General features: G+C 52.7%; 17 protein-coding genes. 8 read left to right on the forward strand and 9 right to left on the reverse strand.

Annotated elements, in window-relative coordinates; all coding sequences use genetic code 11:
• Positions 1 to 196 precede the first annotated feature (196 nt).
• The 5 genes from LDB05_RS00505 to LDB05_RS00520 all read left to right on the forward strand — a co-directional run bounded on the left by LDB05_RS00505 (position 197) and on the right by LDB05_RS00520 (position 8,324).
• Positions 197 to 6,961 (forward strand): OmpL47-type beta-barrel domain-containing protein, encoded by a 6,765-nt coding sequence (locus LDB05_RS00505; RefSeq protein WP_226005973.1) that lies wholly within the window; start codon positions 197 to 199, stop codon positions 6,959 to 6,961.
• 154 nt (positions 6,962 to 7,115) lie between these two features.
• The gene (locus LDB05_RS00510) at positions 7,116 to 7,517 is read left to right on the forward strand and encodes a DUF5518 domain-containing protein (RefSeq protein ID WP_226005974.1); all 402 of its coding nucleotides are present in this window, start codon (positions 7,116 to 7,118) and stop codon (positions 7,515 to 7,517) included.
• A gap of 259 nt (positions 7,518 to 7,776) precedes the next feature.
• Complete coding sequence (locus tag LDB05_RS23720) at positions 7,777 to 7,929, forward strand: DUF7837 family putative zinc-binding protein (RefSeq protein WP_484549597.1); 153 nt, start codon at positions 7,777 to 7,779, stop codon at positions 7,927 to 7,929.
• Positions 7,930 to 7,940: 11 nt separating this feature from the next.
• On the forward strand, positions 7,941 to 8,093 hold the full coding sequence (locus LDB05_RS00515; protein WP_226005975.1) for a hypothetical protein: 153 nt from the start codon (positions 7,941 to 7,943) through the stop codon (positions 8,091 to 8,093).
• A gap of 3 nt (positions 8,094 to 8,096) precedes the next feature.
• Positions 8,097 to 8,324 carry a ring-infected erythrocyte surface antigen domain-containing protein gene (locus tag LDB05_RS00520; RefSeq protein WP_226005976.1) on the forward strand — a complete coding sequence of 76 codons (228 nt, stop codon included), beginning with the start codon at positions 8,097 to 8,099 and terminating at the stop codon, positions 8,322 to 8,324.
• A 278-nt stretch (positions 8,325 to 8,602) separates the two neighbouring features.
• On the opposite strand, the gene LDB05_RS00525 is transcribed toward LDB05_RS00520, so the two are convergent.
• Positions 8,603 to 8,878, reverse strand: a complete 276-nt coding sequence (locus LDB05_RS00525; protein ID WP_226005977.1) for a HalOD1 output domain-containing protein — start codon at positions 8,876 to 8,878, stop codon at positions 8,603 to 8,605.
• A 190-nt stretch (positions 8,879 to 9,068) separates the two neighbouring features.
• Positions 9,069 to 9,485 carry a universal stress protein gene (locus tag LDB05_RS00530; protein ID WP_226005978.1) on the reverse strand — a complete coding sequence of 139 codons (417 nt, stop codon included), beginning with the start codon at positions 9,483 to 9,485 and terminating at the stop codon, positions 9,069 to 9,071.
• Between the two features lie 212 nt (positions 9,486 to 9,697).
• On the opposite strand from LDB05_RS00530, the gene LDB05_RS00535 reads away from it, so the two are divergent.
• Positions 9,698 to 11,122, forward strand: coding sequence for a hypothetical protein (locus tag LDB05_RS00535; protein WP_226005979.1), 1,425 nt, complete (start codon positions 9,698 to 9,700; stop codon positions 11,120 to 11,122).
• 31 nt (positions 11,123 to 11,153) lie between these two features.
• Here the strand turns inward: LDB05_RS00535 and LDB05_RS23550 are convergent, their stop codons facing one another.
• The 3 genes from LDB05_RS23550 to LDB05_RS00550 all read right to left on the reverse strand — a co-directional run bounded on the left by LDB05_RS23550 (position 11,154) and on the right by LDB05_RS00550 (position 12,800).
• Positions 11,154 to 11,516 carry an RPA12/RPB9/RPC11 RNA polymerase family protein gene (locus tag LDB05_RS23550; RefSeq protein ID WP_425498583.1) on the reverse strand — a complete coding sequence of 121 codons (363 nt, stop codon included), beginning with the start codon at positions 11,514 to 11,516 and terminating at the stop codon, positions 11,154 to 11,156.
• A 163-nt stretch (positions 11,517 to 11,679) separates the two neighbouring features.
• Positions 11,680 to 12,408, reverse strand: coding sequence for a hypothetical protein (locus tag LDB05_RS00545; RefSeq protein WP_226005980.1), 729 nt, complete (start codon positions 12,406 to 12,408; stop codon positions 11,680 to 11,682).
• 104 nt (positions 12,409 to 12,512) lie between these two features.
• Complete coding sequence (locus tag LDB05_RS00550; RefSeq protein ID WP_226005981.1) at positions 12,513 to 12,800, reverse strand: PadR family transcriptional regulator; 288 nt, start codon at positions 12,798 to 12,800, stop codon at positions 12,513 to 12,515.
• 127 nt (positions 12,801 to 12,927) lie between these two features.
• Here LDB05_RS00550 and ddfA point away from each other — a divergent pair, with 127 nt between their 5' ends.
• Complete coding sequence (gene ddfA / locus LDB05_RS00555; RefSeq protein WP_425498584.1) at positions 12,928 to 13,236, forward strand: DdfA family disk-determining factor; 309 nt, start codon at positions 12,928 to 12,930, stop codon at positions 13,234 to 13,236.
• 238 nt (positions 13,237 to 13,474) lie between these two features.
• Entirely contained in the window at positions 13,475 to 14,617 is a 1,143-nt protein-coding gene (locus LDB05_RS00560) for a hypothetical protein (RefSeq protein WP_226005982.1), read from the forward strand.
• Between the two features lie 71 nt (positions 14,618 to 14,688).
• Here the strand turns inward: LDB05_RS00560 and LDB05_RS00565 are convergent, their stop codons facing one another.
• The 4 genes from LDB05_RS00565 to LDB05_RS00580 form a co-directional block, all read right to left on the reverse strand.
• Positions 14,689 to 15,210 (reverse strand): hypothetical protein, encoded by a 522-nt coding sequence (locus tag LDB05_RS00565; protein ID WP_226005983.1) that lies wholly within the window; start codon positions 15,208 to 15,210, stop codon positions 14,689 to 14,691.
• Positions 15,211 to 15,281: 71 nt separating this feature from the next.
• Positions 15,282 to 15,566: a hypothetical protein gene (locus tag LDB05_RS00570; RefSeq protein ID WP_226005984.1), complete on the reverse strand. Its 285-nt coding sequence runs from the start codon at positions 15,564 to 15,566 to the stop codon at positions 15,282 to 15,284.
• 107 nt (positions 15,567 to 15,673) lie between these two features.
• Complete coding sequence (locus LDB05_RS00575) at positions 15,674 to 15,841, reverse strand: hypothetical protein (RefSeq protein WP_226005985.1); 168 nt, start codon at positions 15,839 to 15,841, stop codon at positions 15,674 to 15,676.
• 71 nt (positions 15,842 to 15,912) lie between these two features.
• Positions 15,913 to 16,290, reverse strand: coding sequence for a hypothetical protein (locus LDB05_RS00580; protein WP_226005986.1), 378 nt, complete (start codon positions 16,288 to 16,290; stop codon positions 15,913 to 15,915).
• Between the last annotated feature and the right edge of the window lie 33 nt (positions 16,291 to 16,323).

The raw sequence follows: 16,323 nt of genomic DNA on the forward strand, positions 1-16,323 counted from the left end.
GCGTGAGTCCCAGGTTCCGAAGGAGAAACTGGACACCTTATCGTGATACCATGAATGACGGCACAAAACATTCGATGTGTAGTGCTCATCATCCTCAAGAGATGTCAACTATTGAAAAACCGTTTGCCGTAGTTATAGCGGCTCCCGGATTTCTGTACGGTGCGTGTCGGAAGTACTGGGATGTGATACGTGGAAGATGAACCGCTACCTGCTGGTGAGCATAGTTGTTGTTCTGCTAATTCCGGGAGTGTCAGCTGTGTTCTCCCCGCAGACTGAGACAACTACTGACTGGCAGTATACTGACACGATACAAGAGCGGGTGAACGTCACCGACTATCAAATGACGTGTGACACGTTTGATAACGGGACAAAAACCAACTGTTCAATGGCGAAGAACGGCTGGCATTATGAACCCGGACAGAACACAGAGAAATTTGGTATCGGCGGGTACTGGACGGACTATACATACCACTATGATGGAACGGTGAAAGATGTCGAGATCACGGTGGAACTGGTTCCGACGAATACAACAAAAGTACTGCAAGGAGTTGACCCGTTCAATCAGTGTAAAAACGATGGAAAGTATCCCGATATGGGGGACTGTTTAAACGGAGCGGTCAACGGGTATCACGGCATCTACTACAACACATCTGACAACAGTTCCACGATTTCAAACAGTACCTCCTCCACTTTTTCTAATCATCTGGATAACATCCCGATTAAGGTTAATAGCGAAACGGTGAAGACGACCAGTATAACAGATAAGCCGAAAAACATTACCGGGAAAGTCAAACTCCGGAATCAGACGGGAATTATTGGCACTATGACAGTAGGCCGTCACTCGGTAAGTTTCTCAGTTAGCAGTCAATCAAACTGGGAGAGCGATGGAACATTCTTCGATACGTCAAGTTACGGTGGAGTCCTTCAGTTAGCGCAATGGCAGGACGATACAAATTGTAAGGTTGGGTTCCATATGAATGGATCAGCCACCAGTGGTGAAACGGATTTCTGTGGGAATGAAGATTTCTCTGTAGATGGTTCACCTGGATCGGTTGATGGCGCACTCGGGTTTAACGATGAGGACAGTGCCCGATCATTTGGTGACAGTAGTGGTGACAGCCTGGACAATAGTAACCCAGACCTGTTCCCGAGCGGCGACGTTACCATCAGTTTCTGGATGAACGCGGATGACTTCGACAGCAACAACGATATTGTCTGGTTGTCGGGTGGCGGCTGCTGTGCCTCCAAACATGTCGTGGAAAACCTTCAGACGGACACGTTATCGTTCACTGTTGAGGAAACCAGTATCGGCAGTGTCACCCCGAGCACAAACCCGAACATCGATGTAGGGGAATGGACGCACGTTGCCATCCGGTATGACACATCGGAAGATAATGCCTCCGTCTTCCTGAACGGCTCGCTTGAACTGAGCGCTACCGTGTCAACAAGTAGTTTGACAGATGAAATGAACACCCGGATCGGGGAGAACCCAAACAACGGCGGTGACAATTTCGAAGGCGACGTTGACGAGTTCTTCACCTATGACGGGTACCTCTCCGAATCACAGATCAATAACTTGGCATCGAACGCTAACTCACCATTTACTGACGGGAACTGGACTGGTGACACACAGGCGTGTACTGACGGGGATACCTGTCAAACGGACTGGTTTCAGGTGGATATGGCCGGTCTGGATGCGAACAAGACGAATGTAATCTTTGAGGAGAAGGATGGGACGAACACGACCACCGCCACTCACGTTCTGGACGTGACGCAGACTGGCAAGCAGAACTTGTCTGTCAGCGGTATCGGCACGTTCCAGAACTACCGGGTATCGGTGAACATGAGCAGTGGCAGCACCGACGAAATGGACAGTTTCAAAGTGTCCACAAGCAGTAGCGGTGATTCCACGCCGCCGACCATCACGATCCACCATCCGCCGAACACAACAATCAGCGATTCCTCGCCGTGGCTGAACGTGACGGCGGACGAGGCGGTAGATGTCTGGCAGTACTCTGTCGACGGCGGATCCAACGAAACGTTCCAACCGAATACAACGATTTCCGGTCTGTCGGACGGGACGCACACTGTCACGGTGTACGCGAACGACTCCGAGGAGAATATCGGGAATAGATCGGTGACGTTCACGGTGGATACGCCACCGGATTGGCGGAACCTGCAGGACAATAGCAGCGGCGAGATTTTACAAGGAACCCTCGTAAATATTACGTCTGAATGGTACGATAACAGATCTGGTATGGATCAAGCGGTACTGTCCACGAACGAATCCGGAGAATGGGTGAACTGGACCGGGACTGACGGGTTCGAGGATGGGAACTACAATGAAAGCCCAGAATGGATTGAGGAAGATACGACCGGGGGCACGATACAGGTACAGCAGGCGACCGTGAAAAATGGGGGCTATGCGCTCCACATGAACCCGGACGGAAGCGGATCCAGCGGGTCTACCGGACTAGAATTGGAATCATCTATTGACGGTGTACCGGATAAACCGTACACCGTTCAGACCTGGTTCCGGAAAGAATCCAGTGCTTTGGGGAACACGCATTACGGTTTGACAGGAGGGAACGACGACTTTGCATCTCTTATCAAAGCAGTTGACGACGGGTTCTTCGAGTTATCTATTTCCGGGACTGTAGACGATCAATTTAGTTCACCGGTCAATACGGATACGTGGTACCGGTGGAAGATGACGGTGGATGGGGAAAATGTAACTGCTGAAATCTTCTATGAGAACGGCACCAAACTGGATACGGCAACCGGGTACTTCACGTTCACACCAGAATTCGACGCCGTACAACTGTTTACTTCGGGACAGCGTGACTACGATGTATACTGGGATGGGTCCTCCTATACTCCGAACGTATACGGTTCAACGCACCTGTTTGATGGTCAAAGAGATGAATGGGTGTTATCTGAGTTCACTTGGGCTAATACAGAGTTCACAGGCAGACTCGGATACAAGGTATATGGCCGTGACACAGCAGGGAACTGGAACGTCACCGACACACTCCATTTTGACGTTAACGCGTCTGTGCCGCCGTCCATCGATTCACTGACGGTTACGCCTGACCCGGCCGGGATTGGACAAACCGTGAACGCCACCGCAGACATCAGCGACGTTGACGACAACCTCGATGGGGCATTGTGTACGTTCAAGGATTCGGACGGTAACATCGAAGTGGACAACGCGTCCATGTTCGGATCCGGGGAAGGGACCCGGTGGTGTACCGCAACGGTTAGTGACGAGGCCAGTGATGACGGGACGTGGACGGTCGACATTTTCGCCAACGACACCGTGGGCGAGTCGTCCACGGATTCGACCACGTTCACCGGTGATACCACCCCGCCCAGCATTACGTACCAGTCCTCCACCACGGACAGCGGGACATTGAGTCAGGACTGGATCTTCCTCAACGTCTCCGCTTCGGATACGCGGTTGGACCGTGTCCGCGAAACGTTTGACGGCACTAACTCGACGTTCACGAACACGGCTGGTACGTATTATTGGGAGAACCATACCGCGCTTTCGGATGGATCATATACGATCCGGGCATGGGCGAACGACACCACTTCCAACTACAATTTCACCGAAGAACGCAGCATCACACTGGACACCGGATCACCCGTTTTGACGATCTACAACCCGCAAAATCAGGCCTACTCATCGGACACCGTCAGCTTGGATGTGACGGCCACCGAGACCATCGACACATGGACGTATTCTGTGGATGGTGCCACGAACCAGACGTTTACACCGAACACGAGTATATCGGGTTTGAGTGACGGTCAACACCGTCTGCAGGTCTACGCGGAGGATATGGCCGGGAATACTGGGATGAGCGATGTCTACTTTACGGTCGATACGACCCCACCAGAGACGACCGACACTTCACCTGGTGACTGGCAGACCAGTAGCCCGATCGAGTTCTTCCTGAATGCCACCGATAACGTGGTCGGCGTCGATCTCACAGGGCATCAGGTCGATGGCAGCGGCTACAACTGGGCTGCACCGAACAAGACTGTCTCCATTAGCTCCGAGGGCAACCATACCGTGGACTACCGGTCGAACGACACGCAGGGCAACATGGAATCGGTGCAGACGACGTACGTGGCGATCGACACGGTCGCCCCGTCCACGTCCAATGACTGGAGTAAGTCCGGGTGGCAGGCACAAGACAGTGCAGATGTCACGATCTCTCCCAGCGATGCCACGTCCGGCCCGGATAAAACCAGTTACCGGGTTGACGGCGGAGACTGGACCACTGTATCCGCGAGTACGACGGTTACGATCAGTGGTGACGGCAACCACACACTGGAATACAACTCGACTGATGTTGCGGGCAACGTGGAAACCACACAGACCGAGTACGTCGCCTTGGATAATACTGCGCCGTCTACCACAGATAACTGGACCGTCTCCGGGTGGCTGGATCAGGACTCAGCCACACTCGAGTTCACCTGCAGCGATGGGATCAGCGAGTGTAAAGCGATAAGTTACCGGGTAGATGGCGGTGACTGGACAACAGTCACTGGAACAACGGCCGAGGTAACCGTCTCCGGCGACGGCAACCACACACTGGAATACAATAGTACGGACACCGCTGGCAACCAGGAAATTACCCGTACCGAGTATGTGGCTCTCGATACGGCATCACCGAAAGTTGATTACACAGATAGTAGCACAACGTCTGGATCGTACGGACAAGACTGGATTTTCATCAACCTCTCATCAACAGATACCTACAGTGGGATCGAGCAGGTGCGCGAAACCTTCGACGGCACTAACTCGACGTTCACGAACACGGCTGGCACATATTACTGGGAGAACCACACCAGTCTCAGCGACGGGACGTACACATTCAGGGCATGGGCGAACGACACCGCTGGCAACTATAACACCACCACGGAACAGACCGTCACGCTGGACACGACTGCTCCAACCGTCACATTACATGAACCGCGGAACACCACCTACAACAGTACCAATATCCCACTGAATACGACCGTTGATGAATCCGTGGACGCATGGCGGTACAGTGTGGACGGCGGCCCCAACGAGACGTTCACGCCGAATACGACATTGACGGATCTAAGTTTGGAGCAGCACACGGTAACGGTGTGGGCGAACGACACAGCAGGGAACTGGGGCAGTGAATCTGTCACGCTTACCGTGGCCGAACCATCGTCCGTCACGAACGTAGCGCCCTCGAACACGTCAGAGTTCACCGTGGCGGAAGATGAGACACGAGAGATACCGATTAACTGGACGGTGGATGCCGGGAACTACAGTGGGCAGACATCACTGATCATAAATGATACCGTTACCTGGACAGGAGGGTATCTAGCAGATGTTACAGGTCAAGAGTATATCTTCTACGATTCGTACGGAGTAGGAACCTACCAGTGGTACGTGAATGCATCTGACGACCGGACTGGGACTGTCACTTCTGATATGTGGCAGTTCACCGTCAGCGAACTCCGTATCACTCCGAACAGCCCTGCGGATGGTACCACGTACGACATCGGGTTCGGAGAAACGCAAGACGTGACGATGAACTGGACGGGCGACAGCCCCAGTGCGGGTACGACCACACTCCAGTTCGACGGCCAGAACGTGACCACAGACTCGTTCACTAACGGGACAACGCAGTTCAGCCATGAGGAAACCGGACTCGGTAACGGGACATACACGTGGAAGGCATTTGCCGAGGCAGACAATGTAACCACTGCGACCGACACACAGTCATTTACAGTAAATGTGAGCTCCGAACCGAGTAACATCACTGTCACAGTCTACAGTCCAGAGGATACGACGTACGACAGCGATACGGTCGATCTCCAAGTCACTGCTGATACAACGGTCGATACCTGGACGTACAGTCTCAACGGCGGAAGCAATACCACCTTCACACCGAACACCACCATCTCCAGTCTTTCAGACGGAACACATACTGTTGATGTGTACGCGAATGGGACGACCGGCGACATCGACAGCGAGTCAGTAACGTTCACGGTGGATACGTCTGACTCCGGTGGAGACCCTGGATCTGATCCTGACCCGGCCTTTTTCGATGTGAACATTACCGGGACGAACAGTCCGGTCATGGAAGGCGAGATACTGAATGTTACTGCTGAGATCGAGAATACTGGGGATGAATCCGCGACACAGAATGTGACTCTCGAGTTCGATAGTGAGCAGGTGGACTCGACGTCGGGATCGCTGAGCGGTGGGCAGAGTACGTCTGTCACGTTCACATATGTAACCGCGGACGGTGACAGTGGGAATCGAACCGCGACCGTTGCCAGTGACGACGACACCGATTCAACGACCGTTACCATTGAAACAGCGAATAACGCCAGTGACGGAGATAATGATAGTGATGGAGAATCTGATACCGGATCCAGCGGCGGGTCTTCATCGTCTTCGCCGTCCGACGGCGGTTTGCAAAATATCACGGTGGGGTCAGCACTGGAAGAACTGCCAGTTGGTACTGCGGTGTCAGGATCGATCTTGGCGGAGAACCCGCACGATGAGAATGTCACCTTGGAGATTGTGTCAGCGATGGATGCCAGCTGCGACTACATCGCGCTGATAGACGAGGACAAGTGGGGGATGGCCGAGTACAATCTGCCGGCGAATACGACGCGATCGATCGGGTACGAGATCGACTTGACCGGGATTGACGCGGATGTACTCCAGCCTGGTGAGACGATCACCTGTGAATACGATGTGGGCGTTCCGGAGGGTGAGGATACCACGTTTGAGGTGACAGCTGAGATCCGGTCACCTGGTCTATTCTCTGGATTGCCGATCACTGGACCGACCGGCGGGATCGGTGTTTCGCGTAAATCAGTAGTCGGTGGACTGGCAGTGATCTTGGCGCTCCTGATCAGTGTCTGGTGGTTCCGGTCAGCGTCTCCCTCTGAAGGCCGGTAAATCTCCTCGGGTGGGACTTGCTCGTTCTCTGTATCGGCGGAGCGTTGGATCTCCTAGAGCAGTATGGCTGTGTGTATCGATTAGAGAAGAATCCTTGAGATGCAACCTGATGCGTTCCAATCCTTTTTACCAGTAGGTTCAGTAGTTCTACAGTATGGCCTCTGATACACCTCCCGGTACGACGGTCGATACGCCATCCACTGATAAGAGTGGGTCCAGTACCGCGATCAATGCATTGATCGGAGCGGCTGCCGGTGTCATCCTCTCGTTCGTTCCGTTTTCTACGTTGCTCGGTGGGGCGATTGCAGGCTACCTCGAGGGCGGTGAAACAGGTGATGGACTGAGAGTCGGGGCTATCGCAGGGGTCATCATGCTCATTCCGATGGTACTCATGGGGATGTTCTTCATGATGTTCTTCGTTGGCTTCGGGACTGGTGGTGCTCCCCTCGCATTCGGTATGATGGCGATCTTTATGCTGATGTTGGGTGCCCTGTATACCGTCGGTTTGAGTGCTGCTGGTGGGTACCTTGGTATCTACCTCAAACACGAACTCTAACACAGTGTACCTCAGCTGTGGAACCGAGCCGTTGTCTGTATGGGCAGAGCGTTGCCTTTCCCAGAGAAGGAAGCCACGGGCTATCGTTTAGGTGGGAATCTTCGGGATAGGATGTGACGGTCTCATGTTCCGTCTATTTTCAGTTTCACCGCGGTTGGATCGCCTATATACAGATCTGGGTACTATACTGGGAGTAGAGGGATCACCCCTTCCACCCTGTCACAGTCACACGCTCCCTCTCTGTCACCTTCACAAATCCATGTCCACGACGAACCCTCCGGATCTCGGTACGTGCCCGTTCTGCCATGCCGAGATCACGACGCTCAACGTGATCCTCAAGTACGAGACAGATATGGGACCGGCCGTATACGCTGAGTGCCCGGAGTGTCGTGACGTCGTAAATCCGGAGTGATCCTTGTATCCATGGTATTCGACGGTGTCGACAGGCTGCTGTCCCGGACAAACCAAGAGGTGATCGTGTACGAGTGCCGGCGCTGCGGAACTACCGTCGACGAAGATATCGATACCTGTCCTGAATGCAGCGCCGAAGCGATCGTCCAACACCGGATCTCCTGACCGATGGAAGAACAATACGACCAGATCCTGGAGGTCGTGGCGGAGAACCCGGGAGCCACTGTCAAGGAAATCACGGACCTAGCAGCTGATCACGGCATCCCCGATACGAATATCTCGGACCTGCTTTCGGAGGCGGTCAACAACGATGATCTTCTCGAGTTCGATGACCGGTATTGGGTGATGCGGAAGGGTAAGTACCGGTTCCACCGGTACGATCACCCGGAAACCTGATTTGCAGAGCTGTTTCTGTCGCTGTGATATCGTTCGGGAGGGTATCCCTTGCATAGTTGGGTGATACACAGATACCGGTCTCTGCCTCCATTTGCCGTATGAAATTCGAAGATGCCGCGAACCGGACCGTTGCTGTCTGTCTGGAGTGCCAATCACCATATGCTGCACGGGTTTGGCCAGATGGTGAGATCAGACTCATCGGTACTGGCCATGGGTGTCCGTGCGGGGGAACAGCGTTTCGTACGCTAGAGTGAGGTGGTTACCTCTAATTGGGATTTTCAACGGTTAGAGGTGACTGGTTGCTTGCCAAGGCTGATCTGGCCATCGCCTCGAACAGTTACGGTGTATCCTGCGTACTGAAAGGTTACTTCTACATCCTGGTCCGCAGTTCTGAGCAGACTATCGAGGGCATCGCCGTCAACTGTGTCGTAGAGGGGTTCAAGGTCAACGATATCGACTCCTTTTGCCCGACTAACTTTCTGAACAATCTTCATAGCTGGTTCGCTCCACTCGTCTGCGCTTTCAGTATCAGTTATACGGCAGGTGCCTTCCATAGCCTCTCGTCCAATGTTTCCATGTAAAGAGGTGTCTTCTGTTTATCATTGTTCAATTTCCCAGACAGCGTAGAGATCCATTGCTATGCCAAAAATACGCAAGAACTGGCGTCTAACGTCCGTCTGACGCTAATATGGCGGATCAGTAAAATTATTCTATTGTAGCTTAGGCATGTACGTTTCGAGAGGGTCAGTTAGCGGTCTTGACCTCAATATCTGTCCCAGTATTCTCTTTAAGGAATGGCGCGATATCTGGATCGTTCCGGAGCAGCATATTAATTGCGCGGCGCCATAACGGGTTCTGCTTCTCACCGATCACGATCGCGTCGATGTTCCGTTGCTGGGCTTCCTCTAAAATGACTTCCTCAATCAGGAAACCTTGGCGGATAGATACGGAAAACGGGACATCATCGAGTACCGGTGTAACTGCCTGACGGATCTCTGCTTCTTTCACGTTTTCGTTGTATTGGAAGAGATTGACATGGAAGATTATCAACTGTGCGTTATTATAGTCGTGTGCGATGCGTTCGGCACTGGTGAGAGTCTGTGTGCTTTTTGCTGTTAGCGGGTACCGGATAGGAACCAGAACAGTATGTCCGTTTGCCATTATCTCATCAACCCTCTTTGCTGGTAGCGGATCAGTTTCGCGGATAGTATGAAATAGGTGGTGAGGGGCTATAGCTATGACTCACTCATATTGTTGAAGGAGATCCTCATAGAGAGTGGTATTATCACAGGAGAAGGAGCCGTGACTATCTGCTGGAGAACAGATAATACTCCCCGAAAGTAATTTTTGCTTTGGTATGGTAATCGGGGTAAATGAGTCTCTCCCGTCGCCAACTTCTTTCAGCCTCTACCACGGGCGCGATCTCTCTATCTCTGGCAGGAACAGTACAGGCCGCTGCAGGCAGTGCCTCCTCTGATGACGCTCGATCGGATCTGCCTACATCTGACAGCCCTGTCGACTCAGTGATTACAGAGACCCAGCAGGAATTTGATCTTTCAGAAGATGATCCGTACAAGGCCTATACCTTTCCGCGGTTCGATGAAACTGCTGTCATTGAGTACGAGATTCGGCCGGAAGAGTCGGGAGCGGAACCTGACGTTCTCGTCCTGGATCATTATGGGTTTAGTGAGTACGAGGTGCAGGTCGGTTCATACCCCGTTCTAGGCTCCAAAATGGTTAATCTTGGAAGATTCGGCACCCATCAGTTCCCTACTATTCATATGGATAATATAGGGAAATGGTGGCAGCAACGGCAGAAGTGGGATGTCGAAAGCATTGTGAACATCAAGGCTCTGGACTGTCTAACCGAGGAACGGGCAACGCAAGCCGCTCATCGTATCGGGGAAGGAACGTACAATATTGTGTTTGACTGGAGCAGTAAGGTCCTCGCCGAACCAGCGGATGACAGTACAACAGTAGACGTGTTGATCCGTGCCCGGTACAGGGAGGAAGAAACTGCCGTCGACGAGGCGACAGACGAGATCGCATCCTTCTACACCTTGCTTCCAGGATCCGAATCGTTGGCACAGACAATGGTGCAGATTGCGGATGAGATCTGCAGTCAGGTACCTGCAGAGATGGATGGTCTCACCGCCGACGACATCGATGATGACGTATCCGGAGCGGAACGTACGGCATCGGTTCTCCAGTCGGTGCTTGAGGTGATCGAGAACAAAACCGGGTATAGTGCACCACTGGCTGAGGCCCTGTTAGAAGAGACAGCGAGGTGGACACGGTGGACTGGCCAGGTACTCCCTGTCGTATCTACCGTGGAGGAGCTGCTGGATGATTCCTGTGCCGTATCTCAATCCGACCCGGACACGGTCACCGGTGACGTGGAGAATATGTTGATGAGTATGGGGATACTCGTCGCGGAGATTGTGATGATCAAATACGGTTTGGTCAGTCGCGCTGCATCTTTTGCCGTGCGGAAACTAGACACGTATTTGCTCGGTGTCGTACGGGAAGTTCTGGGATTGAAGACCTATCTTGTGCTACTGCGGGAACTGTATATGACGTTGGAGTACGGGATCGAGGAGATTCTCGGTATGATTGAGGATATTACCCGGGATGTCGTCAAGACACAGAGATTCCTCTCTGACAGAGACGTTGACGACGTAAGTGTAGTGGAGGATATGGACGATGAAGACGACCTCAAGGAGCTCAGTTTCGAACGTAATTGGCATCTCGGCCCGTTTGATCCCAGTCCTGAGTGCCACCCAGATTCACTCTTCTGAGAACGTTCTCACTGAAGCAGGAAGAGAAAGATCAGCCGTCCTTCCGCCAACGGTGACCACACGCGGTACACCGGTACAGCCGCGTAACCGGTTCGTCGACAGACCGTATCTGCTGTTGCTTGAACTCAGCCTCGCTGTTCCCACATTCCGGACAGTTCGCGGTCGTGGTCGGCAGGAACTTGGCATCCTCGGGCACGTACCGCGACGGCTCGTTACGTTGTGGCGTAGTCGTCGTGAAATCGAAATCGGTAGCGGGTTGTCCGCAGCCGCGGCGGCACCGCCACCCGTCGTGGCCGGGCAGTCGGTAGCTGCCGCAGGTGCAGAACATTGGTTCGATCGTATGCTGGGCGCTGTGCCGTTCGGCGAATCGGTCGGCGCAGTCGTGAACGATCATCGGCACCGCAGACTACACGACACATACCCAACCATATTATCAGTGTGTCCACACTTCTGGTGGTTTGCCGTGTCCGTGGTGGACCGGTGTTTCCGTGGGAGTCCGAACGTTCGGGTAGCGGATTGAGGAAGAGGGAGAAAAACGATTTTGCCGTCTTGACCGATCAGACAAGTTCCTCGTCAAGAACGCGCTTGATCACCTTTGTCTTCGATTGCTTTTCAACTTCTTCCTCAAGGTTTTCAGACAGTTCGAAACAGTCACTGATCGTTCTATCCGGGTCTTGGGCGACCTCACCCCACCACTTGTCCTCATCATCTGCCAGCACAAAAAGAAAGGTTCTCACCCGATCCTTGTCCGTCTCCTCGTCCAGAATCCGGTTATACTTGTAGACTTGTCCCAGCACATCGTTTTTCGACAGGTTTCCTGCGATCTTTGTCTCGATCAGATAACACCGCTTGGTAGGGATGTGCTCGACGTAGAGATCGAACTGTGTCCGGGTATGGTCGTGGACGCTATGTTCGCGATAGACCCTGTAGTCATCCCCGAACTCGTTGCGAAGAGCACCGTACATCTGCATTGACACCATGACTTCACGTGGTCGTTCATCACCGCAGATCGAGGTATCCATGAGAACATGTTTGATCCGGGTTTCCGGCAGATAGGGACCTTCACGAAGAACCTCGGAATGGATCTGCCTGACGATTTGATCAAATGAGTAATCACCGTCCTCCACGGAACTTCGCACAGAATCGCGGATCCGCTTTGAAAAGGATGTTTTCGCTTTTCCCGGTGATTCGACCTCACACCAGTCACACCGGCGGCGAATCGCCCGTAACTCGCTTTCATCCAGTGTATCAAGAACCTTATACAATCCGTTCCATGGACTTGCCATGTAACTCTCGCGCTCACCGCAAAAATATAGCTCTGTGGGAATTATCGCGGTACTGTCGTACAGTTTCCTATCCTGCCCGTTTCAAAGCTGGGAGAGGATAGTGGTTATTCGGAAAAGAGGTCTTCCACGTATTGTTGTTCCCAGTCACGCCGGGCTTCGATCTCCCGCGTCCCTCGCCGCGTGACTGAGTACACGTTTGTACGCTGATCGGCCTCTCCTTTCTCGATCAATCCTTTGTCGACGAGGGTGTCGAGGTTCGGGTAGAGCCGGCCGTGGTGGATCTCTTTCTCGTAGTAGTCCTCGAGTTCTTCCTTGATCGCCAGGCCATGTGGTTCGTCCTGTCCCGCAGCCACGTAGAGCAGGTCGCGCTGGAAGCCGGTGAGGTCGTACATATCAGACCTCATGGTAGTCAGCGACATAAGAATAGGGATGATAGCGTCCCGTCAAACATGAAAGACCGTGTCTTATTCAACAGAATTTGGCAATCCTTTTATAGCGGAGTATTGGAGTTCAGGGTCCATGGGAGAGATGGGCACACCGGTTAATACGGATGACTCTTCAGCTGAATTGACTCCGTCTACTACTGCCGAATGGGAGCAGGATACCGAGAATACTCCTGTCTATGCGGTTGTCTCCGCCGTTGCCGAGGCGGAAGGTGTTGATCATGTTGATCTGCCACCGCTCTACAACGTGATCGATCCGGAAGCGTTGAACGCTCTCTTTACGTCTGATTCTGGTGGCGTTTCCACCGTCGAGTTCGAGTACGCTGGATACGCTGTCGTTGTCCGCGGCGAGGGTACGGTCGAGGTCTGTCCGGTCAACGTTTAGTCAGCTTTCTCGGAGGAGAGGGAATCCTGGGGGTTTGACCACCGCAGTGAGAACGTTCTCACTCCGAATTAGGGTTTTAGTTCAAACGCAGACCGTTGCGCTTCCGGCCCCACCAAAGACTGGTAATTAGAATGGTTTTATACTGTGAACCTTCCTCGATAATCGTATGTCACGGTCGGTCAATCATCTGTTCTGCGACAAACGGTTCTCTGAGTACCGGAGGAATCAGCAGGATGTGATGGAAGACGAGATCTCTCAGCTAACATCTGACGAATTGAAAAACAGTACAGACTCGCTTTCCCTCATTTTCGCCTCCAAATACACACCCGCTCAGATCACGCTCCACGACCCTATCAAAGAGGACGGTGGCGAGGTAGAACGGGATGTCAGCCACCGACAGGATCTGATGATTCTCGACCGGAGTACCCCCACATACAAGACCTACAAACGGATCAAGGTCCGTCTCCCATTCGATGGTGACAGAGACCTACTGAAGATACGGCCAGGAAAGCACAATTTGAACCCGCCTACGTATGCCTCGCTAAAATCCAACGAGATCGTTTACTATGCCGAGTATTCTGCAGACAAGGATCCGGACGAAATTGCGGACAAGATACAGAACGAGATCGAGAACTGGGTGGAGGACGTCGAGTGGTATATTGAACAGCTGAATACCAGTATCCGGAAGATGGAATCTCGGATGGAGCAAAAAGCGCGAAGAGCGATTGAACGGCGGCGAGATACCGAGGATACCCATCAGCAGGTGATGGAGGTACTGGATGTTGACGACGGTAGCACCACTGACGTTGGATATGTCTCTCCAGAGAAGAAGCGAAATATTGAGCTGCCATCACAGGACGAAGATAGTTCGATAGAGGTGATGCCAGATCAGACGTTCACTGAGGTCTTGGAAGTGATCAATGATCTTGGCGTCAATCTCCAGCGATCGGCGGACCGGGTCCGAGATCTGGACGAGGAATCCCTACGAGATATCTTTTTGATGGGTATCAATTCGCATTACGCTGGACTGGCGACCGGAGAAACCTTCAACCGCGGCGGGAAAACCGATATCCTGCTCCGATATGAGAACAGGAACCTATTCGTCGCCGAGTGCAAGTTCTGGAAAGGCCAGTCCGTCTACACGGATGCGATTGGCCAGTTGCTTGGGAATCTGACCGCTCGAGACACCCATGCTGCACTGCTGGTATTCTCTAATCGGACGAACATCAACACGGTTCGAGACCGTGTAGGAACAGCGACAGACCACCATGATCAGTACGTAACGGAACTTCCTGATTTCACTGACCACAATGTATACCGGTTTGAGCTTGAAAACGGGACGCCGGTGAAGATCGCTGTCAAAGTCTTCGATCTGCAATAACACTCTGTTTTCAGATCTTCTAGAACTACACGTAGTGAACCTCGATCAGTCGTAATTCAAACGTGGTACTGTTAACTGATGACGGGAACGTAGGCGAGGAGGAATCCTGCGAGGAGTACTGGTAACTCGTTTAGCGCCTTCCAGTTCTGGATCTCGATGTGGATCAATGCATAGCCCAGCAGGATGACAGCGCCCCCGGTCTGGATTACCACGTACTCGGCGTACGTTTCGACAATCGATGGGATCACCAATCCGATCACGACCCCGACCAGCGTCATCACCCCTATCTTCACGAGAAACGCGGTCTCTTTCGTATCGAAGCTGCTGGTACCTACGGCAAAATACGTGTCACCCTGACTGAACAGCTTCCAGCCGAATATCCCGACAATGATTCCCTGCAGGGCTGCGATGAATATCTCTCCCAGCCGCATCCCGTACGCGAACGTTGTCGTATCCAGACTTCGCAGCATCCCTGTGATCAGTCGGATTTCTGCGTAGATACAGAGACTGATGAACGCAGCCCAGATTAGAAAGTAGACCTCCCAGTTATCGTACTGGCTGTCATCAATCCACTGCTGTATCTCCTCTAACATCTACTGCGGACACTATCGTGAGAAACAATCAACTTTCCTAAAGGAGCTGTCGTGGTGGCTGTGGGAGGAGTTTAGTCCTCGATCTTTATCGTGGTGAAACCGAGTTCTTCCACGAGTTTGACGCCGCGATTGGTGTGAGGTTCTCGTCGTTCGGTGCCGGTTGCATGGGCGATCGCTCGGCCGACGATATGCTTCAATGGGTAGTCGTGACCGCCGTAGGACACGTACCAGTGTTTCGTACCGTGGTTCTCGTTCGGATCAGTCTCGGCCATCGCAGCAAGAACGTCGATATTAGTGACCTCGATCGGTTCATCGATGCTCTTCCAACTGATCGTACTGGTAGTGATATCTACCATACACCAGTACCTTGGTGATGGAAGCACAAAAGTATTAAATATTTTATAAATTTAGATTTTTAGATTTCTAGATCCCGTGGAGCTGGTGGAGAACACTTTCCCGCAGTCTATCGCGTGTTCTCGGCATGTTCGTAGGCGGCAGCGGTCGCTTCAAGATCTGATTCGAACTCATTAAGGGCGTGTTCGCCTTCGGCCCGATCTTCATATAGGGCGTAGACTGCGTTGAGGAGGTGATTCCGGTCTACGTTTTCGAACTCGTCGTCCACCTTCGACATTGCTCACTTGCGCTTACTTTGAACGAAGCGATCGGTCTGGGCAGGTGCCGGATCCGGCCCTGATCACCAACTCATCTCTCACTTGTTCCATTGAATGCTTCCGCGATCTTCAGTTCGGCATCCCGGATGACCTGTTCCCGGTTCTGCTCTAGACTCCGGAACAGGGCGTGCTGCTTCTCCTTCCGTTTCTTGATGACGTCATAGAATACGGTACCGTGGCCGGTGATGATGTAGATGGCGCGGAAACTTCGGCCACCAGGATTCAGATAGCGCTCACCGATGAAGTTCCGCCAGACCGTGTTCATCCGTTTCCGGACGTGCTTCTTCCGAGTGAATCCGTCTATCTGCTGCTCGAGTTCCGCGAGATCATCTTGCAGTGCTTCCGCTACCTGCTCGTCGAATGTTTGCTCCACGTCGGCGATATCGTCGTCAGTCCAGACTAGTTTCACGTTCGATTTCCCCCCTATACCCAGGCTTCTGTC

The sequence above is a fragment of the Natrinema salinisoli genome (genome assembly GCF_020405205.1).
Lineage (GTDB): Archaea > Halobacteriota > Halobacteria > Halobacteriales > Natrialbaceae > Natrinema > Natrinema salinisoli.